The organism is Agrobacterium bohemicum, from assembly GCF_001562555.1.
Taxonomy (GTDB): Bacteria; Pseudomonadota; Alphaproteobacteria; order Rhizobiales; family Rhizobiaceae; genus Agrobacterium; species Agrobacterium bohemicum.
Genome location: NZ_KQ961036.1, coordinates 82,085 through 106,440 on the forward strand (window position 1 = coordinate 82,085; position 24,356 = coordinate 106,440).

At 55.6% G+C, this 24,356-nt stretch carries 23 protein-coding genes and 3 pseudogenes; 13 read left to right on the forward strand and 13 right to left on the reverse strand.

What is annotated here, in order from left to right:
- Together ATO67_RS22995 and ATO67_RS20125 are read left to right on the forward strand one after the other, a co-directional pair.
- A pseudogene (locus tag ATO67_RS22995) lies at nt 1–126 on the forward strand (IS110 family transposase); the annotation flags it as partial.
- A 758-nt stretch (nt 127–884) separates the two neighbouring features.
- Entirely contained in the window at nt 885–1,634 is a 750-nt protein-coding gene (locus tag ATO67_RS20125; RefSeq protein WP_067653299.1) for an SDR family oxidoreductase, read from the forward strand.
- Between the two features lie 799 nt (nt 1,635–2,433).
- Here ATO67_RS20125 and ATO67_RS22610 read toward each other — a convergent pair.
- From ATO67_RS22610 to ATO67_RS23185, 3 genes are all read right to left on the reverse strand, one after another.
- The gene (locus ATO67_RS22610; RefSeq protein ID WP_082760357.1) at nt 2,434–2,715 is read right to left on the reverse strand and encodes an I78 family peptidase inhibitor; all 282 of its coding nucleotides are present in this window, start codon (nt 2,713–2,715) and stop codon (nt 2,434–2,436) included.
- 399 nt (nt 2,716–3,114) lie between these two features.
- The gene (locus ATO67_RS20135; RefSeq protein ID WP_067653304.1) at nt 3,115–3,312 is read right to left on the reverse strand and encodes a hypothetical protein; all 198 of its coding nucleotides are present in this window, start codon (nt 3,310–3,312) and stop codon (nt 3,115–3,117) included.
- A gap of 64 nt (nt 3,313–3,376) precedes the next feature.
- Nucleotides 3,377–3,706, reverse strand: coding sequence for a hypothetical protein (locus ATO67_RS23185; RefSeq protein ID WP_157940907.1), 330 nt, complete (start codon nt 3,704–3,706; stop codon nt 3,377–3,379).
- Nucleotides 3,707–4,127: 421 nt separating this feature from the next.
- Between ATO67_RS23185 and ATO67_RS20140 the strand changes: the two genes are divergently transcribed.
- Nucleotides 4,128–5,291, forward strand: a complete 1,164-nt coding sequence (locus ATO67_RS20140; protein ID WP_067653306.1) for a zinc-dependent alcohol dehydrogenase — start codon at nt 4,128–4,130, stop codon at nt 5,289–5,291.
- Nucleotides 5,292–5,359: 68 nt separating this feature from the next.
- On the opposite strand, the gene ATO67_RS20145 is transcribed toward ATO67_RS20140, so the two are convergent.
- The 3 genes and pseudogenes from ATO67_RS20145 to coxB all read right to left on the reverse strand — a co-directional run bounded on the left by ATO67_RS20145 (nt 5,360) and on the right by coxB (nt 8,829).
- The gene (locus ATO67_RS20145) at nt 5,360–5,638 is read right to left on the reverse strand and encodes a hypothetical protein (RefSeq protein WP_157940906.1); all 279 of its coding nucleotides are present in this window, start codon (nt 5,636–5,638) and stop codon (nt 5,360–5,362) included.
- Nucleotides 5,639–6,595: 957 nt separating this feature from the next.
- Nucleotides 6,596–8,188 (reverse strand): annotated as a pseudogene (gene ctaD, locus ATO67_RS23915) (cytochrome c oxidase subunit I); the annotation flags it as partial.
- Nucleotides 8,188–8,829 (reverse strand): cytochrome c oxidase subunit II, encoded by a 642-nt coding sequence (gene coxB / locus ATO67_RS20155; RefSeq protein WP_158667385.1) that lies wholly within the window; start codon nt 8,827–8,829, stop codon nt 8,188–8,190. The pseudogene ctaD and the gene coxB, both read right to left, overlap by 1 nt.
- An 81-nt stretch (nt 8,830–8,910) precedes the next feature.
- Between coxB and ATO67_RS20160 the strand changes: the two genes are divergently transcribed.
- Complete coding sequence (locus tag ATO67_RS20160; protein ID WP_067653314.1) at nt 8,911–9,408, forward strand: DUF2231 domain-containing protein; 498 nt, start codon at nt 8,911–8,913, stop codon at nt 9,406–9,408.
- Here ATO67_RS20160 and ATO67_RS20165 read toward each other — a convergent pair.
- Nucleotides 9,386–9,883 (reverse strand): CopD family protein, encoded by a 498-nt coding sequence (locus tag ATO67_RS20165; RefSeq protein ID WP_067653316.1) that lies wholly within the window; start codon nt 9,881–9,883, stop codon nt 9,386–9,388. The genes ATO67_RS20160 and ATO67_RS20165 overlap by 23 nt on opposite strands.
- Before the next feature lie 4 nt (nt 9,884–9,887).
- Entirely contained in the window at nt 9,888–10,421 is a 534-nt protein-coding gene (locus ATO67_RS20170; protein ID WP_157940904.1) for a cytochrome c oxidase assembly protein, read from the reverse strand.
- Nucleotides 10,422–11,186: 765 nt separating this feature from the next.
- Here ATO67_RS20170 and ATO67_RS20175 point away from each other — a divergent pair.
- The 6 genes and pseudogenes from ATO67_RS20175 (at nt 11,187) to ATO67_RS20205 (ending at nt 17,620) form a co-directional block, all read left to right on the forward strand.
- On the forward strand, nt 11,187–13,466 hold the full coding sequence (locus tag ATO67_RS20175) for an FdhF/YdeP family oxidoreductase (RefSeq protein WP_425352237.1): 2,280 nt from the start codon (nt 11,187–11,189) through the stop codon (nt 13,464–13,466).
- Nucleotides 13,463–14,263, forward strand: a complete 801-nt coding sequence (locus tag ATO67_RS20180; protein WP_067653322.1) for a formate/nitrite transporter family protein — start codon at nt 13,463–13,465, stop codon at nt 14,261–14,263. The genes ATO67_RS20175 and ATO67_RS20180 overlap by 4 nt, the downstream gene beginning before the upstream one ends.
- Nucleotides 14,264–14,616: 353 nt before the next feature.
- Nucleotides 14,617–14,826, forward strand: a complete 210-nt coding sequence (locus ATO67_RS20185) for a cold-shock protein (protein WP_067653394.1) — start codon at nt 14,617–14,619, stop codon at nt 14,824–14,826.
- A gap of 88 nt (nt 14,827–14,914) precedes the next feature.
- Nucleotides 14,915–15,533: pseudogene (locus ATO67_RS23600) on the forward strand (IS5 family transposase); the annotation flags it as partial.
- A 351-nt stretch (nt 15,534–15,884) separates the two neighbouring features.
- Nucleotides 15,885–16,463: a TetR/AcrR family transcriptional regulator gene (locus ATO67_RS20200; protein WP_210176153.1), complete on the forward strand. Its 579-nt coding sequence runs from the start codon at nt 15,885–15,887 to the stop codon at nt 16,461–16,463.
- Complete coding sequence (locus tag ATO67_RS20205) at nt 16,460–17,620, forward strand: MFS transporter (protein WP_067653326.1); 1,161 nt, start codon at nt 16,460–16,462, stop codon at nt 17,618–17,620. The genes ATO67_RS20200 and ATO67_RS20205 overlap by 4 nt, the downstream gene beginning before the upstream one ends.
- Nucleotides 17,621–17,994: 374 nt before the next feature.
- Here the strand turns inward: ATO67_RS20205 and ATO67_RS23605 are convergent, their stop codons facing one another.
- Complete coding sequence (locus ATO67_RS23605; protein ID WP_245304053.1) at nt 17,995–18,351, reverse strand: hypothetical protein; 357 nt, start codon at nt 18,349–18,351, stop codon at nt 17,995–17,997.
- Between ATO67_RS23605 and ATO67_RS23610 the strand changes: the two genes are divergently transcribed.
- The gene (locus ATO67_RS23610) at nt 18,256–18,507 is read left to right on the forward strand and encodes a helix-turn-helix transcriptional regulator (protein WP_245304051.1); all 252 of its coding nucleotides are present in this window, start codon (nt 18,256–18,258) and stop codon (nt 18,505–18,507) included. The two genes, ATO67_RS23605 and ATO67_RS23610, sit on opposite strands and share 96 nt — an antisense overlap.
- Before the next feature lie 109 nt (nt 18,508–18,616).
- Here ATO67_RS23610 and ATO67_RS20215 read toward each other — a convergent pair whose 3' ends face one another.
- On the reverse strand, nt 18,617–19,306 hold the full coding sequence (locus tag ATO67_RS20215; protein WP_067653330.1) for an aspartate/glutamate racemase family protein: 690 nt from the start codon (nt 19,304–19,306) through the stop codon (nt 18,617–18,619).
- Nucleotides 19,307–19,515: 209 nt separating this feature from the next.
- Between ATO67_RS20215 and ATO67_RS20225 the strand changes: the two genes are divergently transcribed.
- On the forward strand, nt 19,516–20,268 hold the full coding sequence (locus ATO67_RS20225) for a class I SAM-dependent methyltransferase (RefSeq protein WP_245304052.1): 753 nt from the start codon (nt 19,516–19,518) through the stop codon (nt 20,266–20,268).
- Nucleotides 20,269–20,367: 99 nt separating this feature from the next.
- Here ATO67_RS20225 and ATO67_RS20230 read toward each other — a convergent pair whose 3' ends face one another.
- A complete protein-coding gene (locus ATO67_RS20230; protein WP_245304044.1) occupies nt 20,368–21,042 on the reverse strand; it encodes a glutathione S-transferase family protein in 675 nt (224 codons plus the stop codon).
- Nucleotides 21,043–21,299: 257 nt separating this feature from the next.
- Between ATO67_RS20230 and ATO67_RS20235 the strand changes: the two genes are divergently transcribed.
- Entirely contained in the window at nt 21,300–22,289 is a 990-nt protein-coding gene (locus tag ATO67_RS20235) for an AraC family transcriptional regulator (protein WP_210176161.1), read from the forward strand.
- A gap of 298 nt (nt 22,290–22,587) precedes the next feature.
- Here ATO67_RS20235 and ATO67_RS20240 read toward each other — a convergent pair whose 3' ends face one another.
- Together ATO67_RS20240 and ATO67_RS20245 are read right to left on the reverse strand one after the other, a co-directional pair.
- Complete coding sequence (locus ATO67_RS20240; protein ID WP_067653336.1) at nt 22,588–23,262, reverse strand: RraA family protein; 675 nt, start codon at nt 23,260–23,262, stop codon at nt 22,588–22,590.
- A 28-nt stretch (nt 23,263–23,290) separates the two neighbouring features.
- Nucleotides 23,291–24,313 (reverse strand): hydroxyacid dehydrogenase, encoded by a 1,023-nt coding sequence (locus tag ATO67_RS20245; RefSeq protein WP_245304045.1) that lies wholly within the window; start codon nt 24,311–24,313, stop codon nt 23,291–23,293.
- Between the last annotated feature and the right edge of the window lie 43 nt (nt 24,314–24,356).

The window sequence follows — 24,356 nt, forward strand, 5'->3', positions numbered from 1 at the left end:
CGTCAGCTTACCGGGATGGGTCACGACTGCGTGGTGGTCGCACCGTCCCTGATACCAAAGCGACCTGGTGATCGGGTGAAGACGAACCGGCGCGACGCAGTCAACCTGGCAAGGCTACATCGTGCAAGCACCGCATATCGCGCGCATTGGAAAGAGGAGGCAAGATCGATCATCTGCTGATGCTCAATGTTGGAGGCAGGGCCCCGGTCGGGGAATCTTCGATGGAATTAAGTGGCCGACTACGTCGATGCCCGTGCTCAGATAGAAGCAGCCCCAGGCGTACACACGGAAATGCGGTATCCAACCCGCGTATAAGAGTTTGCAAACCGTCGTCTTGAGGCCCTGTCTCCTACATTGCGCATTAGCTACACCATGCAGGACCAGCCATTATTGGCTGGACGAACAGTCGTGGCCACGCCGCTTGCAAATGAACATAAGAATTCCAACGAGACGAATATTGCGCCAAAGATCGCTGGGGTAGCGGTGTGTGCTTGAGTGTGATCTGCTGTCATTGGCATGATTGGCCTCGAGAGAGTTTTCTAGCGACCTCACTCTGCCACAGTGCGGGCCGCTACTCACCCCTGATGGGAACTCAAGGTGGTAGAAGCACCCATGAGTTTGTCCAAGTTCGCTCTATAACACCCTACTAAGCCAGTAACCTGGCTGCCACGTTGCCGGAGATCCCGAAATTCTGCAATCCATTCAATAACGGGTATCGGCGCAGAGCGACCGACACCTCTGTTCGGCCCGAACCGGTCTTCACAGGCTACGCATTTCACGCGGCCAAGCCCGGACAATCTGCAGTACTTCGATTTCGCATGAAACGGGTGGCGTCAAGCGTCCGTGCTTCTGTATCGCTCGGCCTTCAACAATGGAGGCCACGAATGGGTTTGCTTAAAGACAAGGTAGCTATAATCACGGGTGCATCATCAGGTATCGGCCGCGCCGCCGCGTTACTTTTCAGCGCCGAAGGTGCGGCTGTTGTGCTCAACGGAAGAAACAGTACGGCGCTCGATCATGTTTTGGGCAGTATTCGTGCTGGTGGGGGACGGGCTGTTGCAGTTGCAGGCGATGTCGGCCTGCCGGAGACGCATGCAAGGCTGGTCACAGAGGCCTATCAGTCCTTCGGAGGCTTAGACATCGCCTTCAACAATGCGGCGTCCGTTGGTCCCGTTAAGCCCTTGGCTGAGGTCGAGTTGCCGGAATGGCAGGATACCATCTCAACGACGCTGACCTCTGCCTTCCTTGCGAGTCGCTTTCAAATTCCCGCAATGCTTCAGGCGGGAGGCGGCAGCATCATTTTTACATCGAGCTTCGTCGGTACGAGCGTAGGGCTTCCCGGCATGGCGGTTTATGCCGCTGCCAAAGCGGGCTTAATGGGCTTGGTGAAAGGTATCACCGCGGATTACGGCGGCCACGGCATCAGGGCGAACGCTTTACTACCAGGCGGGGTGGATACTCCTATGGCTGGTGACGAAAGCCAGAAGGCGTGGGCGGCCGGGCTGCATGCAATGAAACGCATCGCACAACCCGAGGAGATCGCGAATGCTGCCCTCTTCCTCGCAAGTTCCATGTCGAGTTTTGTTATGGGTTCATCACTGTACGCGGACGGTGGTAACTCTGCGGTCAAATGATTGTCACCGCCTGAAAATCGCCGCACTGCGGCGATCCTCTCCGTCAGATCGGCCATGTCCGCTTGTGGCGGGTACTGTTGAAAAGCTCCCTGAGCATCGGAAAGGGCGCGTCTTACCGTATCGTCAGGTATAGTTTTCTGACGCGGCGGGAGAGATGAGACCACTTTACGTCTGACGTGCTGAGGGAGCTTGTCATGCGCGATATTATTTCAGTGAGCCCAAAGGAAAAGCCGCCTGCTGGAGTTTTCAACAGTATCGGCGCAAAGCAGACTTGCCCTGCCGTGAATCGAGGAAGCTAAAGCCAAGGGGGCAGATGACCCGCCCCTTCCTACCCTCACAACCCGGCGCAGCCGCTCCAGCCGGCGGCTAAATTGCCGGAGCGAGGGTCGCGTGTTGAAGAGGCAAGTAGAAGAGGTTGGTCATTTTGACTTTGCAAAATCCCGACATTTCAGTGCTGCGGCGCCTCTGATGTATTTTCATACAATTAAGCCATATGACCAACCCAGTCGCCGGTTCGGTTCCTTTCAAGTTGCTTCAGCATTAAAGTTCGACCCCTTTAGGTGCGTAAGAATGACTCCTGGTTGCGCAGCGTGAAATACTGATTGGCTTGCGCGGCGTTTGGTTTGACGGTGTCAACGTTCAACGCCGATGGTGGGGTCACACCTAACTCCGAAACACAGATTGGACCAACGATCCTGCTTCAAGTCTACAGCTTCGACGCCCAACCGACATCCTGAGAGCCCCGGCTCTTTCTCTCGATGACAGGCTGCGACCCTCGCGGCCAGGGCATTACTCTGGTTCACCCGCAGGTGGCCCGGATAACGCGGCCTGTGGCTAGGTCAGTCTCCAGAGTTAACCTGTTATCTCGGGAATCATGCGTGACGGGCTGGCCTGGCGCGATCTGGCGCACGATGGTCGCCCCAGTTCGTTGCCTCGCTTCCTCGTCGCTCTGCCTGGGTTCTCCTATGAGTGATCGGGCCGCTGCAGGATCGCAGCGACGATTGGTAACTTCGTGCCCAGTCGAGCAGGTCACCAAAGCCGTTCCGCAGGATACAAGAAGCGTAACACGGAGAGTTTTCATTGGCTTTTGCCCCTGTCGATGAAGAATTCATATCATTGGTTCGCCGCCTGTTTGTCTGCTGAAACCCTATGTTGGAATCTTGATCGCTCCTATCTCGCGAAAGGTGTGTACCGCGAGTATTCCTCCAACCGTAGAAGTCACTTTCTTTTCAACCTTGGCAAACTTAATCACACAATTTTTTACATAGTAACCAATGCAGTGCCTCAACCCGCGGACTCGTCTTTCCCTTCGATCACGTCGGCAAGCTTTTGGAGAACCGGTGCAGCATCAGCCTCTCGGAGGGCTTGGATTGCTTCTCCCAAAATTGATCGAAGTTCCTCCGACGAAAGGATTCCTACATTTAGGTATGCGTACTTGAGTTTCGAGATCGTTGGCGCATTTGGTCGATCTTCTGTCATGTTATATATCCGTCTGCGCCCTAATCTGCTGTGCATTCAACAGAGAAGCCATATCCTCTGTTTCGTCTTCCTCAAGTGCGATGATTGGAACGTCGTTGACAATGGCGGGTGCCGCAGTCACTGCGTCAAAGATAGTCCAGTAGGGATCGCTCGCGTTTTTTCGCATCGTAAAACGGGCACTAGATTCGGGTTCAGTCATATCCGGTCGCCGGGCGGGTGAGGTATCATTGTACGTTGCCAAGGCAGAATGAAGAGTCAAGACCTTAGCTTTTACCTGTAAAGCTCCCGGCGTCAAAAAACGTCACCGCTAAGCCGCGACGCGACGTCACACCGTCGCAGGCAAGATCAATGCTTTGGTCAGTGAAATTGAGGTCGATCCAGACATCTTGATGCCTGTCTTGAAATGCGAAGATCATGCGCGACATACATGACGCCAGGTGCCGCCGGATATGCCAATGGCGCTGGCAGGTAACCACTCGGCATATTTTGGCCTCTTCGCGAGCCTGCTCTTCGAGCAGCAGGATCTGCCGGCAGTATCGGCTACCTTCCTTGGTCAGGGTGACGCATCGGGTGGTTCGACCAAGAAAAGACATGCTAACCGCCCCTTTCAAGCGCGTTGATAGGGCTTGGGACCATCGAATACCCGACGGCGAGTTTCCGGACCTGTTCTGAGAACTGCCGTTCTTTGCAACACGCACAAAGGCTCGCATGCGATCCAAATCATGCCCCATATTATTCATTTTTGGGAGAATTCGTGATCTGCAAATCGCTTGGTGGCCAAAGTCCTGAGGCCGACCATTGCCGTGCACAGTCCTCGGCTGGGAACTCTCGACAATCAGTCGAGTTCTTGAATGAGACCATCTGGAACAAAACGGCCGGCCGACCTTGCAGCAATCTATGTCCATCTTGCCGACAATGGCGCAAGTTTTTCCGCCGAGCAGGTTTACGGCGCAGGGGGCGGAGGCAGCCAGCCATGATTACGAATACGATGATGCACAAATTGGAGGATAGAACGTGAAAGCTCTAACATGGCATGGCAGTGGTGATATCCGCTGTGAGGAAGTCGATGATCCGACCATCCAGCATGACAGAGACGTCATCATCAGGGTCACCAGTTGCGCGATCTGCGGATCGGATCTCCATCTTTATGGCGGTTTTGTCCCCGGAATGCACGCGGGTGACGTAATGGGTCATGAGACAATGGGCGAGGTGGTCGAGGTAGGTCGGGGCATTTCGAAACTGAAAGTTGGTGACCGCGTGGTTGTGCCCTTCACCATCTCTTGTGGAGAATGCCGTCAGTGTAAGTGGGGCCAGTTCTCGCTGTGCGAGCGCTCCAATCCCAACGGAGCGATGCAAGCAAAACAGATTGGTTACCCAACTGCCGGACTGTTCGGATATTCCGAGATGTATGGTCGCTTTCCAGGTGGACAGGCACAGTACCTTCGTGTTCCCTATGCCGATGTCGGCCCGATCGTTGTTCCAGACGGTCTCACTGACGAACAAGTGCTGTTTCTCTCCGACATCTTTCCGACCGGTTATATGGCTGCCGAGAATTGCGACATCAAGCAGGGCCAGACCATTGCCGTGTTTGGATGTGGTCCTGTTGGGCTATTTGCCATCAAGTCGGCTTTCCTTCTGGGAGCGGAACGGGTGATTGCGATAGATACAATCCCTGAACGTTTGGCCCTCGCACGGCAATCCGGGGCGGAAACGCTCGACTATTCAGACGAAAGTCTGCAAGAGCGCATTCTCGATATGACGAATGGTCTGGGACCTGACGCCGTAATCGAAGCTGTCGGGATGGAAAGTCATGGTGCTGGTGGGATTATGGAAACCCTTCAAACCAAGCTGACCTCCACGGAGCGGCCTTATGCGCTGAGTCAGGCGATCCTCGCGTGCAGGCCCGGCGGCACCGTGTCTCTTCCGGGTGTGTTCGTCGGTCCGGCAGTCCCTGCACCGCTAGGCGCCCTGGTAGGCAAGGGGCTGACGTTGAAGACAGGCCAAACGCATGTCCAACGCTATCTGGAACCTCTTATGCAGTTGATTGTCGACGGCAAAATCGATCCTTCTTTCCTGATTACGCACCGTATCGGGCTCGAAGAAGGACCAGAGGCCTACAAGACGTTCCGCGACAAGACGGATGGTTGCGTCAAAGTGGTTATAAAACCCAATGGCTAATGTATGAATAAGGGTGCCCGCTGCGTGAGGATAGCGGGCACCTTACTGTGTGAAGCCTAGAGCGGCGTTCAACACAAATCCAGCCACAAAACGCCTGGAAATATGATCATGGTCGAGAAGAGACCTGCGGCCGCACAGTAGCGTCCGATCTTCACGATCGCCAAATGGTCAGCCTCTTTTCGTCGGGCCAGCACATACATCGCCACTGACAGAATGGCCGACGCCGCTAGGATTGCGACAAGTATCAGTCTCAACATGGGAATGCCGACTAGAAAAGCAGTATTCCAGTTCGCTTTGCATCCCACGGCATGAACGCCGTAGAGCGTGATGAAATAGATGCTCCACAAGATGAATGGCCCCAGAATAAGGGATATCAGACGATATCGGATGGCTTATCCTCCCGGCGGCAGGGTGGTGAGGAGATGTGGATACAGCCACGCGATGAGGACAATGCCTAAACAGTAACCGTGCCAGAGAGAGCTGATCCGTAGATCGTTCTGACGCGCATCGGAAATATATTCGCCCGTGCGCCACAGGCCAAAGCCGGCAAAGACCAGACCAAGGCCAAGGTGGAAAGCCAGATAGCATGAGACTGCGAATTCGACGGCGTTGAGGGCCGTAGACGTGGCGATGGTAGAACGTCCGTGCAATTCCACCAGCAACAGCGTCGCTGCCAGACCATAGGCGATGAGCGATGCGAGAAACATCGGACGATACAGCCCCTTTTTCAAGCCCGATGCCGCGCCTGCGCATGCTGCGAAGATGGCAAGGGGTATAATCAATGCATCACCCGCGGTGGATACCAGGTCGGTCTTTGGCCTCGGACCAAGGTTCGAGACCCACAAGAAGAGGCCGCCGAACAACAGCGATGCAAACAGCGTGGCATTGGCAACGAGCACCAGACGCATTGCCAGAATGGTCGGCGCCTCCAGGCTTTCAAAATGCAACGGAAGGCGACAGTCGCTGGAGGCTGCGAGGGGGCCACGGTCTGTCTTGGCATCCGGGTTTCTAGTCCAGAGCAGGAACAGCCCCAGCGTTGCCAGGCCGAAAATTACCGCAACCGGATAGAGCTTCAGCAGAAGCGATACGAAGACCCCACCAGTGGCGATCGCTGTGAACAAGGGCAGGTAGGTCGGTCTCGGCAGAAGGATGATTTGATTGGGCTCGCCGGAGATGGCATCGATCCCTAGCGTTTCCATCCATCCATTGCGTGAAAACCCCAGATAGCCCTTGCCTGCGGCTAGTTCCGCCGCAAGCTTGTCGATCGGCAGATTGTCGGCCCGTTCGGAAATGTGAGGGATCGACGCGAAACTGTAGGACGGGGGAGGTGTGGGCATGGCCCACTCAAGCGTACCCGCTTTCCAGGGATTGCGTCGGAAGGGCTTTCCGAAGATGAAGATCAACACCATGTCGAGTGCAACGAGCACGAAGCCCATGGCCATGATGAAGCTGCCAAAGGAAGAGAGCAGGTTCAACCACTCCCACGGTGAACCCTCAGGGTATGCATAAATTCTGCGCGGCATGCCCAGCAGACCAGTCAGATGCATCATGAAGAACGTCAGGTTGAACCCGACAAAGATCATCCAGAATGCCGCATGCGACAGATGCTGCGCGGGCTGACGTCCGCTGATGTGGGGTATCCAGTAATAAAGACCCGCAAGCATCGGAAACAGAAAGCCGCCCACCAACACGTAATGCAGATGCGCCACCACGAAATGGGTGTCATGCGCTTGCTGGTCGAACGGGACCATGGCCAGCATCACGCCGGTCAAACCACCCATGACGAAGACGACGAAGAAGCCGATGACATTCAGCATCGGCACATTCAACTGCGGGCGTCCCTGCGCAAGCGTCGCAAGCCAGGCGAAAATCTGGATCGATGTGGGAATGGCGACGAGTGCACTGGCGGCCGAGAAAAACGACAGGGCGACATGAGGAATGCCGACGGTGTACATGTGATGCACCCATAGCCCGAAGGACAAAAAGGCCATGGCCATCAGCGCGGCGATAATGATTTCGTAGCCGGTTAGCGTCGCTCTCGCAAGCACCGGAATGATGGTGGACAGCGCGCCTGCGGCCGGCAGAAAGATGATGTAGACCTCCGGGTGTCCAAATAACCAGAAGAGATGCTGCCACAAAAGCGGATCTCCGCCTCGGTCGGGATCAAAGAACGGCAGGTCGAAGGCGCGTTCCGCTTCCAGCAGAATCGAACCGAGGATGAGGGGTGGAAACCCGACGAGCATCATGCCGCCGACCACGAGCATGTACCAGGCAAAGATCGGCATTCGCACCAGTGACATTCCCGGTGCACGCATGCGAACGATCGTGATCACGATTTCGATTGCGGCACTGATTGCGGAAATCTCCACGAAGGTGATGCCCAGCAACCATATATCCGCATTGATACCGGGGCTGTATTTGGATGAGGAGAGCGGCGTGTACATAAACCAGCCGCCATCCGGGGCAATGCCCGTGACGAGGGCGAAGATCAGCATCGAGCCGCCGAAGAGGTAACACCAGTATCCATAAGCGGATAATCTGGGAAAGGCCAGGTCGCGCGCACCCAGCATCTTCGGCAGAAGATACATGGACAGGCCTTCGAAAAACGGGATCGCAAACAGGAACATCATGATGGTCCCGTGCATGGTGAAGACCTGCGCATATTGCGCAGCATCCATGAACCCGTTGGAGGCCGTCGCCAGTTGCGTGCGGATCAGCATGCCCAGAAACCCGCCGATTGCGAAAAACACCAACGCCGTTACCATGAAACGTTTGCCGATGACATTGTGATTGACTGCGGCAAATCGCTTGATGCCCGAACCGGCATCCCAGATCGCATCAAGCTGCCTGTGCAAGGCGATTGGAGACAGCTTCTGAGTGGGTATGGATCGGTCCATCACTGGGCTAACTTCCTCAATACGTTTTCAAAGTCGGTTTCGTTATGGGCCTGGACACGGAAGTTCATGCCCGCATGGCCTTCCCCGCAATATTCCGAACAGACTCCGCCGAATGTGCCTTCGATATCTGCGAGCAGCGTGATCGTGTTGACCTGACCGGGAATGGAATCGATCTTGCCGCCAAGCCGTGGCACCCAGAAACTGTGTATGACATCGACGCTGGTCGTATCGATTTTCACTGGCAGACCCACTGGAATGTGCAGAAGGTCTCGGGAGACCACCCGCCTGCCGTCGGCCTGATAGGCGAACTCCCAGCTCCACATCCGCGATGTTGCCGAAATCGTGACCGCAGGGCGCGGTGTATTGGCGCCGAACATTCTCTCACCATGATAGAAGGCATGGCCCAACAAAGCGATGAGGATGGGAATGGGCATGATGATGCCGCCCAGTACGATCCAGCGCTTGGGATCGATGGATTTAAAACGCCCCCGCGCCATTAGGACGGTGACGAGCAGGACCATGACGAGCGCGAAGATGATGACCGAACCTGCCAGCATCGCCCACCAAAGTTTTGCAAAAGCTGCCGTTGAAGGCCCGGCGGGATCGAGCGCTGAGAGGTCGCCTTGACAACCAGAAAGCATGGCGCCCGCCAGACCCAACGGGATCAAAGGCCGGAACCGGAAAGTGGATCGCCGTGTTGATAGCCAAACAGGAGCCGATGGATGCCAGAAACAGAGAAGTCGAACCCAGTGATCTCCAAAGTGGAAGAGAAGACCACCAACTCCGCTGTTGCGGTGGCTGGTCATCCCCTTCACGCCATGACGGTGCATTTTCCCATCGCACTGGTGATTGCCACTTTGGCAGCGGACGTCATGTTCTGGTGGAACGGCGACAGTTTCTGGACGAGGGCGGCACTGTGGGCATCGGGTGGCGCTTTTTTCAGCGGCATCGGGGCCGGATTGATCGGTACTGCGGAACTGCTGCTGGTTTCGGGTATCCGCGCACGCGTGGCCAGCTGGGCGCATGGTATTGCCGCAATGTCTCTGATTGCCGTTGCCGGTGCCAACTGGGGCGGACGTGTAACCGAAAGCATCGCGGTTCTTCCGCACGGGCTGGGTCTCTCGCTTCTGGCATCCGTTCTCACCGGACTGGCAGGATGGCATGGTGGCAAATTGATCTTCGATCATGGCATCGGCCTCATGGTATCTCCCAAGGACTGATCTGCGAGACGATCCGCTTGAGTGCGCCTGGCTCTGCCCATCCTGATGGCAGAGAGAAAGGTGCTTCCGGTCGCGCCAGAACCAGAAAGAAAATACCGCCCACCACCACGCCGCTCGCTATGGTAACGGAGACAAAGCGCCATACGGGATAAACTTCGCCATCCTTGAAAAGCCGGATGATGACGAGCCCGGTCATGACGTGGATAACGACCATGATGCCGACAAGTGCGAGCTTCATGGAAAACCAAGCACTGAACGGATATTGGAGAAAAATAAGACCGGTCCCTGTCGCAATTGCGACGAAAGCTGCGGGCGAAAGAACGCGAACGTAAGAGAAACGGACGATCTTCTGAAGTCGATAGAGATCATTGTCCTTCACGATGTGCGCGCGCTGCACGTAGAGGCCCGGTAGGCTGACAAGCCCGGCTGCCCACACAGAAATGGCCATGATGTGCAGGAATTTGACGAATACCATCGCGCTACTGCTTTGCTAGGCGAGGAAGGAGCAGACGGGTGCGCGCGCACCACAGAACGACGATCGCGTATGGCGCAAACCCCAATGTCCACATCAGCACACCCGCCAGCTGTTGATCCTCAAGCGGTGACAGCCCGAAGGCCTGCGTGCTTGCGAAATGTGCGTCGAAAAGCGGAGTCGGTGCGAATGTCAGGATTGCGCCGAGGAAACCCATTTGCACCATGGTGCCCAGTGCGAGGCCAGCGGTTGCCATCACTGATGTGCTGCGCGCCAGCAAAGCTTGCCATAGCAGGAGGGATACGACGATGAGCGCGATTTGCATCAGCCAATATTGCCATGTGCCTGATAGGGTGAAAGCATATCCAAACGGCAAATGCCAAACCCAGTAGATCGCGGTGTGCAGGACAAAGATAGCCTCCACGGGAATTTTTGGCGGCCATAGCTTTGTCTGAAGACAGATCGTGACGATAAGTGGCGCAATGACCGAGCCGATAAGAATATGGTGGGCAAGTCTCACCGAGAATAGGGCGCTTGTCATGGCGCAAAGCGGCGAGACAAATGCGACAATCAATAAGAGGAGAAGCAAGCCCGTCTTTAATGCCTTAGGGCGCGTTGCGAGATAATGAAGCGTCACTGCAACAACTGCGAGACAAGCGACTAGAACTGGATCAAAGTTCCATGAGGATAGTGCACTTTGGAGTGTTGGAGCTGGGCCGCAATAGGGGTCAAGCGTGCTCGGCAATATTTTGATTCCTGTTCAATAAACGGCGCGAGTTGGTCCACCTTGAACAAAGAAACGCGCGCCGGTACGACCAGTTCCTGATTTCCTATTTCACGCTTTAGTTACAGCCAGTGATCGCATCATTCTGGAACGATCATCTATTTTTTTAATTTAGTAACCGGGGATTGTAATCAAGGAAGTAGAAAATGTCTCATATGAGGCCTCGGATTGATGCCGGGATATCTCCATTTTCGCTTGTTAGCCGGCATCGCTGCCTTTGCGGCATCCAAGCACCGAGAAGAGCGAAGTCCCGGAAGTGGGCAGCATTGTAAGGCGCGTAAATGGTGCATTGGCGTGGCGGCTGTCGGTATACTTGGATCTCTCATGTCGAGTAATTTTTTTGCAGGAAGAGATCAATAGAGAGCTTCAGAGCGGGGCGGTTGTTGTGAGAATTTCCGTATCAGATGAGTGTCATCAGGTTCAGAAAGCTTTCAGAAATTCGTCAAACACAGTGGGATCAGAAAGATAACGGCATAGGGAGCTGACCTCAGTGCCCTGCCTCATAGCAGAAATAGGTGACCGGTGAAAAAAGTCAAATATGTCCAATACGACATGCCAACGGGCGGTTGGGGATCGATCAAATCCGTTGTCAAGAACGCCGTAACGCAGAAGGCCATAAGAGCGGCTCCCGGCTTGATGACTGATCATAACAAAAAGGGTGGGTACGCATGTACCAGCTGTGCCTGGGCCAAGCCGGGCAAACCGCATCTGGCGGAGTTTTGTGAAAACGGTGCCAAAGCGACGTTTTGGGACCTTACCGCCAAGCGCGCGACGCCCGAATTCTTCTCCAAACACACGGTTACCGAACTGCTTGAGTGGGCCGATTATGACTTGGAAAATGAGGGACGTTTGACGCACCCTATGCGTTACGATGCAGCGACCGACAAATATCGGGAGGTTGCCTGGTCGGAAGCATTTGCGGATATTGGCCTTAAACTCAAAGGCTATGATCCAGAATCTGTCGTCTTCTATGCGTCAGGGCGGGCATCGCTTGAAACCTCCTATATGTACCAGTTGCTGGCGCGCCTCTACGGTAACAACAATTTGCCCGACAGTTCCAACATGTGCCACGAAACGACGTCCGTTGCGTTGCCGCAGAGCATTGGAACCCCTGTCGGCACCGTTTTGCTAGAAGACTACCAGCATACCGATTGCATTCTGTCATTCGGGCAGAACGTTGGCACCAATGCGCCAAGGCTGTTGCACAGCTTGCAGGAGGTGCGGGAACGCGGCGCACCGGTTGTGGTGTTCAATCCGTTGAAAGAGCGTGGCTGGCGAGAATTCGTCAATCCGCAGCGTCCCGGCCAGATGCTGACCAACAAGCCGACCGATATTGCCACGCAGTATTATCAGGTCAGCGCAGGCGGTGATATCGCCGCTATGGTCGGGATGGCCAAGTGTCTGTTCGAATGGGATGACCAAGCTATTGCAGAGGGAAGACCGCATATCCTCGATGTTGCGTTTATCGAAGAGCACACCCATGGGCTGGCCGAGTTTGAAAACTATGTTCGGGCCATGCCGTGGTGCGATATTCTTGCCACATCCGGCCTCAGCCAATCCTCCATCGAGGCTGCGGCGAAGACCTATTCTCAGGCTCGCAATGTCATAGCGATCTATGGAATGGGTCTTACCCAGCATCGTTATGGTATCAGCAACGTTCAGATGCTGATCAATCTTCTGCTCATGCGCGGCAATATCGGCAGACCCGGCGCTGGGATCTGTCCCGTGCGCGGACATTCCAACGTGCAGGGCCAGAGAACGGTCGGCATATCCGAAAAGACCAAGCTGGTTCCGCTGGACCTGCTGGGCGAGCAATATGGCTTCGAGCCACCACGCAAGGATGGGGTCAACACGGTGGAGGCCTGTGAGGGCATCATCGACGGCAGCATCAAAGCCTTCATCGGCCTGGGCGGAAATTTCGTACGCGCTATTCCCGAGCGGACCTTGATGGAGGAGAAATGGCGCGGGCTTGATCTTTCCGTACAGATTGCAACGAAGCTCAACAGAAGCCATTTGATAACTGGCACAACGGCGTATCTTTTGCCCACACTGGTGAGAACGGAAATCGATGAGCAGGAGACTGGACCGCAGATCGTCACAATCGAGGATTCGACCACCTGCATTCATGCATCACGCGGCAAATACAAGCCTGCTGCCGAAGGTCTGCGATCGGAACCTTGGATTGTCGCCGAGATCGCAAAGCATACCCTGACGCCCAATCCAAAGGTTCCATGGGATGAATGGGTTGGTGACTACAGCCGGGTAAGAGATGCGATAGAAGCCACGTTCCCTGAGCCCTTCAAGAACTTCAACAAGCGCCTTGATATTCCCGGCGGTTTCCCGCGTCCCGTGGCCGCCAGACACCGGACATGGGAGACAGACACCGGCAAGGCGAACTTCAAGCTGCCGAAGGCCCTCTATTCAGGTTTCTCAACGGGGGAAGATCGCAACGTACTGAGCCTGATCACCTTGCGTTCCAACGATCAGTTCAACACCACCGTCTATGGCTATGACGACCGGCTGCGCGGCATCCACAAATCGCGCATGGTCCTGATGATCAATGCGGATGATCGTGTGCGATTGGGCATTGCGAAGCATGGGTTGGCGAGCATCACCACGGCCGTGGACGACGGAATTGTGCGCGTGCTGACGGGCATGCAACTCATCGATTACGATCTGCCACCCGGGAGCTGCGCGGGCTATTTCCCCGAATGCAATTCGCTCATTCCATTGTGGCAGCACGATGTGGAGAGCAAGACGCCTGCGGCAAAGTCCATCCCGGTTAGGATCGCCCCGGCATGAGCACGTTTCCGAAGCCTGTAGAATTGACCGAAACCATTTTCGAGGCGTTGGCCACGAAGGCAGGGCAGCCGGTAAAACACATCGCGATCCTGGGCGTGTTGGCAGGAATATACATTGGCTTGGGTGGTGTCGCTGCGACAGTAGCGCTGGCGGGCGCTGCTGACATGCCGTTTGGGGCAGCCCAGATCCTAGCGGGACTGGTCTTCTCTCTCGGACTGGCAGCGGTGGTGATCGCTGGTGCTGAACTATTTACCGGCAACACGCTGTTTGCTGGCCCAGTACTATTTGGCAATGTTTCTGCGAAGGTTGCAATTCGCGCGCTCCTAATTGCCTATCTCGCGAACTTCATCGGCTCGATTGCGCTCGCTTTGGTCGTGTATGCCGCACGATTGCACGAAGCAGGGGATGGTTCAGTTGGCGCTGCCGCCATCGAGCTTGCAACCGCAAAAGCCGCTAAAAACTTTGTCACCGTTTTTGCGAGCGGCGTCATTGCAAATATTCTTGTTTGTCTTGGGGTGTGGTTCGCATTGGCGGGCGAGAATGTCACTGAAAAACTGATGGGGCTCCTCCTTCCCGTCACAGTCTTCGTCGCGGCCGGCTTCGAGCACTCAGTGGCAAACATGTACTTGCTGCCCTACGCGTATTTGATCGACGAACGCCAAGTTGGGATATCCACGCTCACCATATCTTCGATCGTCAGTAACATCTCAGCTGCAACACTCGGCAATATTGCCGGTGGTGGCTTGATTGGTATGGTTTATGGATATCTGTTCGGGCATAAGATATCGCAACCGTAAGTGAACGCTCTGGTCCGGCGTGCCGCATCGCAAATACATTCGCGGCAAGTCCAATCCTGTTGAAGACCACTCGGAGAGTGGAAGTTAGGCAGTCGACGTCCTGCTTTACTCTTTCTGCAACCATCTGAGATTATCGGGAATGTTTTAGAGACAGGCCTCATTTTCGCCCCCTGCGGCGCGCGGGCAGTTTTAATGTGCCACCCGTCGCCGCTTTTTTGGGTCGGTATATGCCGCATTCGGTTAGCTCTCTGAGAGGTCTTAACCAGTCTTGTTGAACTTCTTGGCGTGGTTCTCGTTACCACGACCGTGAGATCCCCACGTTGGGGCGTCTGAAAATCTTGAAAGGGTTCATCATGGCCACAGGAACAGTAAAATGGTTCAATGCCACAAAGGGTTTCGGTTTCATCCAGCCGGATAATGGCGGAGAAGATGCGTTCGTCCACATTTCTGCTGTTGAGCGCGCCGGTATGCGCGAAATTGTCGAAGGACAGAAGCTCAGCTACGAATTGGAGCGCGACAAGAAGTCTGGCAAAAACTCAGCGACCAACCTTCAGTCTATCTGATATTTGATCTAAATGAGTTGAAAGGTCGAGCGCCAGTTCGGCCTTTTCGCTCCGATATTCAGTGACCCAGACTAACCTACCCTGCCGGAGCAGCTTTTTGTGGCGTTTCAGAACGGGTTCGTCGTGGCGAGATGTGCCGGAACGCTATGGTACGCGCACGACGCTTTACAATCGGTTCTCGCGTTGGCGCAAGGCTGGCGTCTGGGATCGCCTTCTTGATGCGGTTTCAAAGCGCTACGATGGAGACATCGTGATGATCGATTCCTCCTCCATTAGCCTTCATCAGCATGGCCTTGCATGGGGCGTTCGCGTGGCTGCCTGACAACAAACATCCACGCGCTTGTTGAAGCCGATGGCCGACCGATCCGACTGGAGCTTGCCGCCGGTCAGGCCACCGATGCACCCATGGCCGAAAAGCTGCCGAGTGACGTGAAGCTTGGAGCAACCCTGCTCGCCGACAAGGTTTACGACAACGACGCTATCAGGACCTTCGTCAGAAACGGAAATGTTGGGCGAACATCCCCGCAAAGGCCGATCGAAAACAGAACTTTGCCTTCAGCCGATGGGTATACCGCCAGCGCGACCTCGTTGAGCGTTTCCTCAACCGCATCAAAAAGATGCGCGGCCCGGCCACGCGATATGACTGGCGAGTAGACAACTACCTCGCAGCACTCAAGCTTGCAGCGGTAAGGATATGGATCGCCTCACTTAATGAGTCCGTGTCCCAGCATATGGGCGGCCCCGGTGCGCCCCGCACAGTCGAACCGGGAGCGGCAATTGCAGTCCGATTGGCGACGCTCGACTGGATGGGTCTGACCGGGCGCTTCTACCATGACCATGAAGGGCCAAATATCGCACGTACGGCTGGTTATAGGGCGGATTTATGCCCACAATCTTGTCTCGAAGTAGGCGCGGTACCACCACACGGCGCAACGGAGTTAAGTCTGACCTTGTCTCAGTTACTGCATTCCTCGGTACAGCACTCAACAATGCGGCGGTCCCCATGATTACCACCAAAGATATTAGATGAATGTGAGGAGTGGTGACAGCTCCTTGTGATGTACAACGATCGTTGTATATTTGTTAGCATGGAAAAACGAACTGATATTATCACCGCTGCTGAGCGGGTCTTCGACGAAAATGGATTTCATAGCGTCGGCGTAGACACCATTCTTGCTCCTTCAGGGGCTTCTACCCGAACGCTATATAAGCATTTCGGATCACGTGACGGGCTCGTCACTGCTGTTCTCGAAAAGCGCCATCTCGCTTTCATGGCGCGGCTTGAAGACTGGCAAGCAGCGGACGATCCGATCGGGTTTCTCTTCGACACCCAGGAGCAATGGATGGTCGAGCACGGTGCGAGGGGATGCATGCTGCTTCGCGCTTACAGCGAGTATGCTGGTGCTAACGAGGCGATAGCCGCCCTTGTCCAGCAACAGAAACGAGAATTTCGCGAAGAGATCGGTAGGCGCGTAGAGGTCTGCATCGGCAGTGCAGATACGGAGCTAACCAATCAGGTATGGCTTCTGTTCGAGGGGGCCACTGCAGCCGCGAGCGTTTTTGACGGCGATCCGATCAGGTCGGCTAGGCGCGCGGCGCTTGATCTCGTAGCAGTCGCAAAGGAGCGTTTGAAATGAGGGGACACGCAAACTTCCTTGCCGCTGCCTTTTCCCTGACGGCGCTGAGTTATGGGCTAGCCCGCTTCGCTTATGGTCTTCAACTCCCCTATATCCGTGACGACCTTGTCCTCAATGCCGCAGCCGCGGGGTGGATCGGCGGTGGAGCCTTTGCCGCGTACTGCGTCGGGATTGCAATCGCTCTTGTCTTCGAAATGCCTATGGGCGAGCGGCGCATCGCAGGATTAGCAGGCTTGACGGCCACATTGGGAATGGGCTTGGTATCGATTTCTCAAACGGTCTGGCAACTTGGTCTCGCAGTCGCCCTTGCTGGGTTGAGCACGGGTCTAACATCACCTCCGCTTGCTGTCGCGGTTTCTGGAAGCTTGGACGAAGGCAATAGGCCGCGTGCGAACGGTGTGATCAACTCAGGCACTGCGGCCGGCATTATTCTGTCGGGTGTCGCAGTCCTGGCGTTTCCGGGAGGGTGGCGGGAGCTCTACACGGTTTTCGCCACGATAGGCGCAGTTGTGACAGTGTGGCTCTGGTTTGCAATGCCCACAACCACTGCAACCAAGGCCAATGCTTACGGCACGTGGTCGATTAAGCATATGGTTCGCAAAGGGGCAGGGCGGCTTTGCATCAGCGCTTTTCTCGCCGGCAGCGCTAGCACTGCAGTCTGGACCTTCGGCGCAAATCTTATGCGCGATGAACTGGGATTCTCCGACAGCTCCATTGCGTGGGCATGGATAGCGCTTGGCATGGGCGGATCGGTCGGTGCAGCGACAGGCCTTTTAACTGACTACCTCGGGATACGTTTCGCTCACCGCTTGTCGGTGTCGTGCATGGCGCTCAGTCTGCTCGGTCTGGTGGGTGCAACGGTTTTCACGCCAATAGGCTTTCCAGTTATGGGACTGTTCGGCGTGGCTTACATTGTCGCTACGGGCACGCTCCTGATGTGGGGGATCGTCTTATACGCAGATCGCCCGGCGCTCGGTCTTGGAATTCCGTTTCTTGTTCTGGCGCTTGGCCAAACCGCTGGTGCGCCGCTGTTCGGAGCGGTTTTGGATTACGCCGGGAGCGCTACAGCGCTCATATCATTTGCGGCAATCATGGCGAGCGCCGCGTTGTGGAGTGCTGCACCCGGGAGGGCAGGCACCGAGACGAGGTCAGAGTGAAATTTTTGATCCGAGAGCACTTCTTGCGCTTGCCGGGAGACGCGGCCGATGTGAGCGCAGCGGACAACGCGGCCTTGCAATGGATCATGCCGCCGACAATTCCGACCGTCTTCACGTGTGCTCTCCCAAGGCGGGCAGGTTGCAGATTTGCTGAGGGTTGATCTGAAATGCCCGACGTGGGGAAGAAAGCAGGCGCATCAATTGAGAGCCATGGAGACTCTAGCTTAACAGAAGCGGAACTCGCTCCGCTTCCGTTAAGGACGTCAGGTCTTTAATTGCCAACGATGCCCTATGGCGACAGCCTCTACAAGGTTTACGAAAGGATCAACCTCGACTGCGCTCCTTCTAAAATCAGGTTGTGGCATCGACATCTCTCACCAGTCGTATGGCGCAATGTTGGGCCCTTCATTGTCGTGGTAGAAGCCGCCGGTCGGACCCATCCAGAAGAGCGTCGCCAGTCGGACTGCTATAGCTGCTCCCTGCTCGACCGTGCGTGGCGCACCGGGGCCGCCCATACCCTCCGCCAACTGGGCCAGCGTGATAATCGCTCGCGTAGGATCAAGATAGCAGCCGACTGGCTTTGTGAGAATGCGGACAAACCCTTTGTCGTGGCCGAGCCGGCGGAAATCGCGGGAATGAGTTTGACCTCGTTTCATAGGCATTTCAAACCAGTCACCGGCCATAGCCCTCTGGCTTTCCAGCGTCAGATGCGTCTTCTGGAAGCACGGCAACTGCTGTCCGCGGGTGGCGCCAGCGTTTCAAGCGTGGCCTTTTCTGTAGGATATGTCAGTCCTTCACTGTTTAGCCGTGAATATAAAAGCATGTTCAGCATACCGCCCGTGTCTGATTTGACAAACTCGGAAATCAGAGCACCGGCCCGACGATAATAGTAATAACAACTGGCGCCATAGCTCCGGACCCATGAAGGCGCGGTGCTGAAATCAGATAAACCATCTCGATCCAGGAGCACTTCGTGCGCTCAGCCGGAGACGCGGTTTACGTGAGCGCAGCAGACAGCGCAGCCTCGCAATGGATCAAGGTAGTATCAAATACAGGGACTGAAACGTTTTCCTGGCTTAAAAGCATCCCGATCTCGGTGCATCCGAGGATGAGGCAGTCACAGCCTCTCGCCACCAGTCGCTTGGCGATGGTTTCGAAGATGGTTCGGCTGTCGTCCTTGATCACGTCACGGCAGAGTTCTTCATAGATGATACGGTGAGTTTCGGCACGGTCTTCCGCGTTCGGGACGAGCGGGATCAAGTCCTTGGCTTTGAGGCGGTCGATATAAAACGACTGCTCCATAGTGAAGGCGGTTGCCATTAAGCCGGGACGTTGCAGCCCCCGGCTTGCGATGATATCTGCTGTGGCGTCGGCGATATGCAGTAGCGGCATCTCGATTCCCTCGACGATTTGATCAGCCACTTTGTGCATGGTGTTTGTCGCAAGCAGGAGCAATTGTGCTCCACCACGTTCCAGCGCACGGGCCTCTGCGTTCAACACTTGTCCGGCGGTTACCCAGTCGGACGCAGCCTGGAGCTTCGCTATCCTGTCGAAGTCCACGGAGCGGATGAGCAATTCCGGGGAATGCAGACCGCCCAGCCTGTCTCTCGTGAGCCTGGCCAGTTCCCGGTAGTAAATCTGCGTAGACGCCACGGACATGCCGCCGAGAATTCCGATCATCTTCATCTGTGCTCTCCCAAGGCCGACAGGTTTTCGCATTATGTGTTAATGCCACCTCCTGTAACGGTTGTCATAGCACGAAGCGATCGTCCGGCAACGTCGACGACTGGGAAGCCGTATCATAGATCGCCTTAACATTGAGCAACGCTCCGCTTGCCGATGAAGCGCGCTCCGAGTAGAACGTAATGATGTTACATACAGATTCTGCAGCGGCAATGAACCCCGCAAATTCCGAAAGCCCCCGTTTCTTTGACAGCTTGGGCATCGCTAGTGGATCACGGGTCCTTGATGTCGGCTGTGGAAACGGCGATCTGAGTCGATTCGTGGCAAGATTGGCCGGCCCTTCAGGGGAGATCATCGCAATAGACAGCAACCAGTCCGCGTTGAAGGCCGCCTGCGCCATAAGCAAAGACCCAGACGCGGCACCCATCGACTATCGTGCTGTCGATCTCTCCCGCGATCTGCCCGAGCTTGGCAGATTTGACGTCATCGTTGGACGCCGCATCCTCATGTATTTGCCGGACACGTCGGCAACGCTTTCCCGTCTGGTCGGATTGGCAAAACCCGGTGCGGTGCTGGCATTTCAAGAGCATGCACGCCGTAACGTGCCCTTTGATCATCCAGCTCTTACCTTACATCGACAGCTTTACGACTGGACATGGGACACGGTCGCGGCTGAGGGCGGCGATGTCACTCTCGGCAAGAACCTCGACGAAAAGATGCGCGCACACGGTCTTTCGATTATTCAGGCCTACAGCGAAGTCGTTCTCATTGAGCCTGACCAGCCTTCCTTTCTGCCTACACTTATGCGCGTCATGCTACCCAGATTGGTCAAGCGTGGCGTCAGCACGGAAGGGGAAGTACAGGTCGATACACTTGCGCAACGACTCGAAAAGGAACACCAAGCTTTCGGTGGTGCGATCGTCTGGGATCAGGCATTTTTTGTGGCCGGACGGGTCGTCGGCTAGATCGCAGTCAGCAAAAAGGCCGAGCGAGTGCTCGGCCTAGAATTTTGTCAGGTCGTGGCAAACGTCGTTTTTCCGACCAGCACCAGAAAGATAATGGCCTCAACCCGCTTGAAGCAACGCGTTGTCGAGTTCAACTGCCCGCTTGTAGGCATCCCGGGCTACAAGGTTACCAGCATATTTCACGAAGGCCTCGCGTGGTGGTATCGTGCCTAGTCCCAGACCCCATCCTATATGTGAACCAACATACACATCCGCAGCGGTGAACCTTCCACCAGCAATGAAGGGATGCCTCGTTACTGCGTACTCAAGTTGATCCAACGTGCGCTCGTAGCTGCCATGGCCGAAAAAGAATTCCTGTTCCGGAAGCGGGACGAAGCCAGCGCGTTTGTTGGTCACGGCCTGCTCGATGGGGCCAGCGGTGAAGAACATCCACCGATGGTAGTCGGCTCTTTCATCATCCGTGGGGGTGAGGGCCGCGAGTGGAAAGACATCGGCAAGATAGGTGATGATCGCTCCGCTCTCACTGATGACGCGTGCGTTGTGCTCGATCGCTGGTATTTTTCCGATTGGATTGATCTCTCTAAAAAATCGGGCCTGCTCACTGTCCGTCTCAGTTGCGGCTGGCTTTTCAAGGGCCGCCCCGCCCCACTGGTCGTCGGTACTGGTCTTTAGATAATCTAGAACGACGGTCTCATAGTCTGCTCCGACTTCTTCGAGCATCCAGCGAACCATGCGTCCCCTTGAATTTGGGTTGGTGTAGAATGTGATGGTCAACGATAAATCTCCTTCAATGGTGGATGTATCGTATGAAGAAATCGACCCGAGCACAAAGGCATACGCCGCCAAAAAACTTGCAAACGACGCCATTGTATTTAGAGTTAGGCTGTCGGTCACTTACTCACCATGGCGGACAGGTAGTATCGCCGGAAGGTCGCCCAGGAAAAGAGAGAGAGTCGTGCATGGTCGTTAGATTGATGGTCCCCCCGGATCGGTGCAGGCTTCCGCGTCCATTCTGGAGCGGAATCGAAAACATGGGGCTGCGCCCGTCTGCGGTCCTGCGCCACGCGAAACTACCATCCATGCTGTATCTGGACGAGACAGCGGTGATCAGTACGATGCAGCTTTTTGCTGTATGGAAAGCGATCGAGGTTCTGTCAGAGGACCCAGCCATCAGTATTCGTTTGGTTGAGAACACCAGCACCGCGAACCATAAGCTTGCGTTTCTGGCGGCATCTTTTGCTGCCAGTTACCGTGACGGCCTGGAGCGGATCGCGCGTTTCAAGCGAGCATGCAGTCCCGACAAAATGCGGTTTGAAGACGGGGGTGGCATCGTTTCGCTGGTAACTGACTGGCCATCTGGAACAGAGCCGGAGCCAGCCCTGTCGGTTGATGCGAGCCTGGCGATGTTACTTGAACTAGGCCGACGTGGCACCGGGCAGCGCATCGTCCCAGTGGTCGTAGAATATGCACGGAAAGGCCTGCCGACAGCCACGCACGAACAGTTCTTTGGTTGTCCCATCCGCTTCGGTTCTAACCGCGACAGACTTGTTCTGAAATCCGCGGATCTGGATCTCCCGTTCGTGGGGTACAACCCTGAAATGCTTTCGATAATGACCCCGGCGCTCACTGCGGCCCTTGGAGACATCCAAGCGTGGGGCAGCGTGACCGAACACATCAAACTTGTCCTAAAGCGGCGGCTCGCCAGCGGTCGTCCAGATATTGCCGACGTCGCGCAGGAACTGGGTTTTAGTGAAAGGACGTTACAGCGACGGATAGGCGATGGAGGGACAACATTCCGAGCGCTGCTTGACGAAGCAAGACAAGAGCTGAGCAGGTCTCTTCTTTTGGATGCATCAATCACGATCGAGGAAGTGGCCTTTTTACTTGGCTACAACGACTCGGGCTCTTTCTACCGTTCATTCAAAAATTGGGAGAAAGTGACTCCGCGCAGATGGCGGGCAAGGCACACAACCACGCTCACCGCAGTTCCTTCTCCTGTCCAGGGAACGTCAGAGTGTTGAGTTCAAACCGGATTTGCGCCATTCGCGGTTGACGGGGCGCTGATCAACGCGATCAACAAGAAGGTCGCAACTTCACCCCTGGCACGCTAAAAATTTTATCAGTGAGGCAGATCAAAAACTCGCCGTTTCCATGAGGCGGCTTGATGAAAGCGAGGCCGACGAAGAGAAGGCGGCGAGCAGCAATGGCTCTGGTCGAGGGTACGCCTGTGCGTAATCGAAGTGTCGACGGTTCGCATTTGTTCAAGGGGAAAATAACTCGCAGCGGCTGAGGCGTGGATATTTCCACGCCTCATAGTTTTCAATCTTCGATGACGCAGCCAAGCCGCTCGAGAGACGCATCGACCCAAGCGCGATCGTTCTTCCCAAGCTTGATATTTTCCATCTGCTTCGTCTCTGCTGCGTGCTTTTTGGATGCGGCTTCGAATACGGTTTCCGCCGACGCAAGCGGGACAGACAAGAGGCCGTCGGCGTCACCGCAGATGAGGTCGCCTGGCTCGATGACCATACCGTTGATGGCGATGGGGACGTTCACTTCGCCTGGGCCATCCTTGTAAGGTCCGCGGTGGGTGACGCCTGCCGCGAAAACAGGGAAAGAGCCTTCGAGGAGTTCTTCGCTGTCGCGAATGGCACCGAATATGACGATGCCACCAAGGCCGCGTTGGGCCGCGTGGGCGACCATCAATTCGCCGATGATTGCATTGCTCAGGTCGCCGCCTGCGTCAACGACGACAATGTCGCCTGGCTCGGCAATATCGAGCGCTTTGTGAACCATCAGATTGTCGCCAGGACGGGCTTTGACTGTTACAGCGGCGCCGACCATTCTCGGGCCGGTGTAGAACGGACGCAGCGGCGCACCGCCCGCCGTCATGCGCGACATGACATCGCTGACATTAGCGACGGGGAGGGTTCTGAATTTTTCGACCCAATCTGCGCTGACGGCCTGCTTACGCTTGCATACTCTGAAACCTAACATGTTTAATCCTCCGTTTCGTGTTGGGTGGTTAGTTCTGGTCGAGGTTTTGGTTTGCCAGTGCGCGGCGATCAAACGGAGTGCCAGTCAGGACATCGACGATGTGCTGCGCGCTTTGCAGGGCCATGTTGCGCAACGCTGAGCGGCTCGCCCCACCCACGTGAGGGGTGGCGATGAGGTTTGGCAAAGCCCAGAAAGGGTGATCTGGCGATGGCGGCTCCTGCTCGAAACTGTCGAGTGCGGCACCGGCGATGCCACCATTTTTTAAAGCTTCCAATAGCGCTGCCTCATCGATCACGGCGCCACGTGATGTGTTGACGATGAAAGCCGTAGGTTTCATCGCCTTGAAACGGCCGGCGTTGATGAGATGATGTGTCTGCGGTGACAACGGGCAATGCAGGCTGACAATATCGCTTTGCGCGAGAACTTCGGAAAGATCACGGCTCACACGCGTACCGTCGGCATCATCCGCAAACGGGTCATAGGCGATGGTTTCCATGCCAAGCCCTTGGGCAAGCTTGGCTGTTCTGCGGCCGATTTCGCCGAAGCCGATGATTCCAAATTTTGCCCCGGCAAGGTCCCGCCCAACATATTTGGTCTTTGGCCATGCACCTCGTTTGACAGTGTCGCTCAAGGTGCCGATGTCTTTCATCAGCGTGACTGACAGGGTGATGGCAAGTTCTGCGACCGACTGTGCGTTTGCAGCAAGCGCCCGCAGAACTGGAATGTTGTGCGATGTTGCAGCGTCGAGATCGATATTATCGACACCACTGCCGTGTTTTGCGATGACGCGAAGCTGTTTGGATGCTGATATGACCTGATCGTTGATCTGGCCCTGACGAACGAGGATGGCATCCACCGCATTTGTCTTGGCGATATTGGCTAAGTTGTCTGAACCGCTATAGCCGTCCGCGTAAATCGTCTCGATTCCATTTTTTGTGAGAAGTTCTGTTGCCTCGGGTGCCAATTGCGCCCCTGTGACGAGAACCTTGAGGCTTTTTGCACCCGCGTCTGATGGGCTTGCGGCAGTGTCCACTACATTGATTTCGTTCACTAAAACCTCCCGAATTTCGGTGCGTCGCCTCGCGAACGAGCGA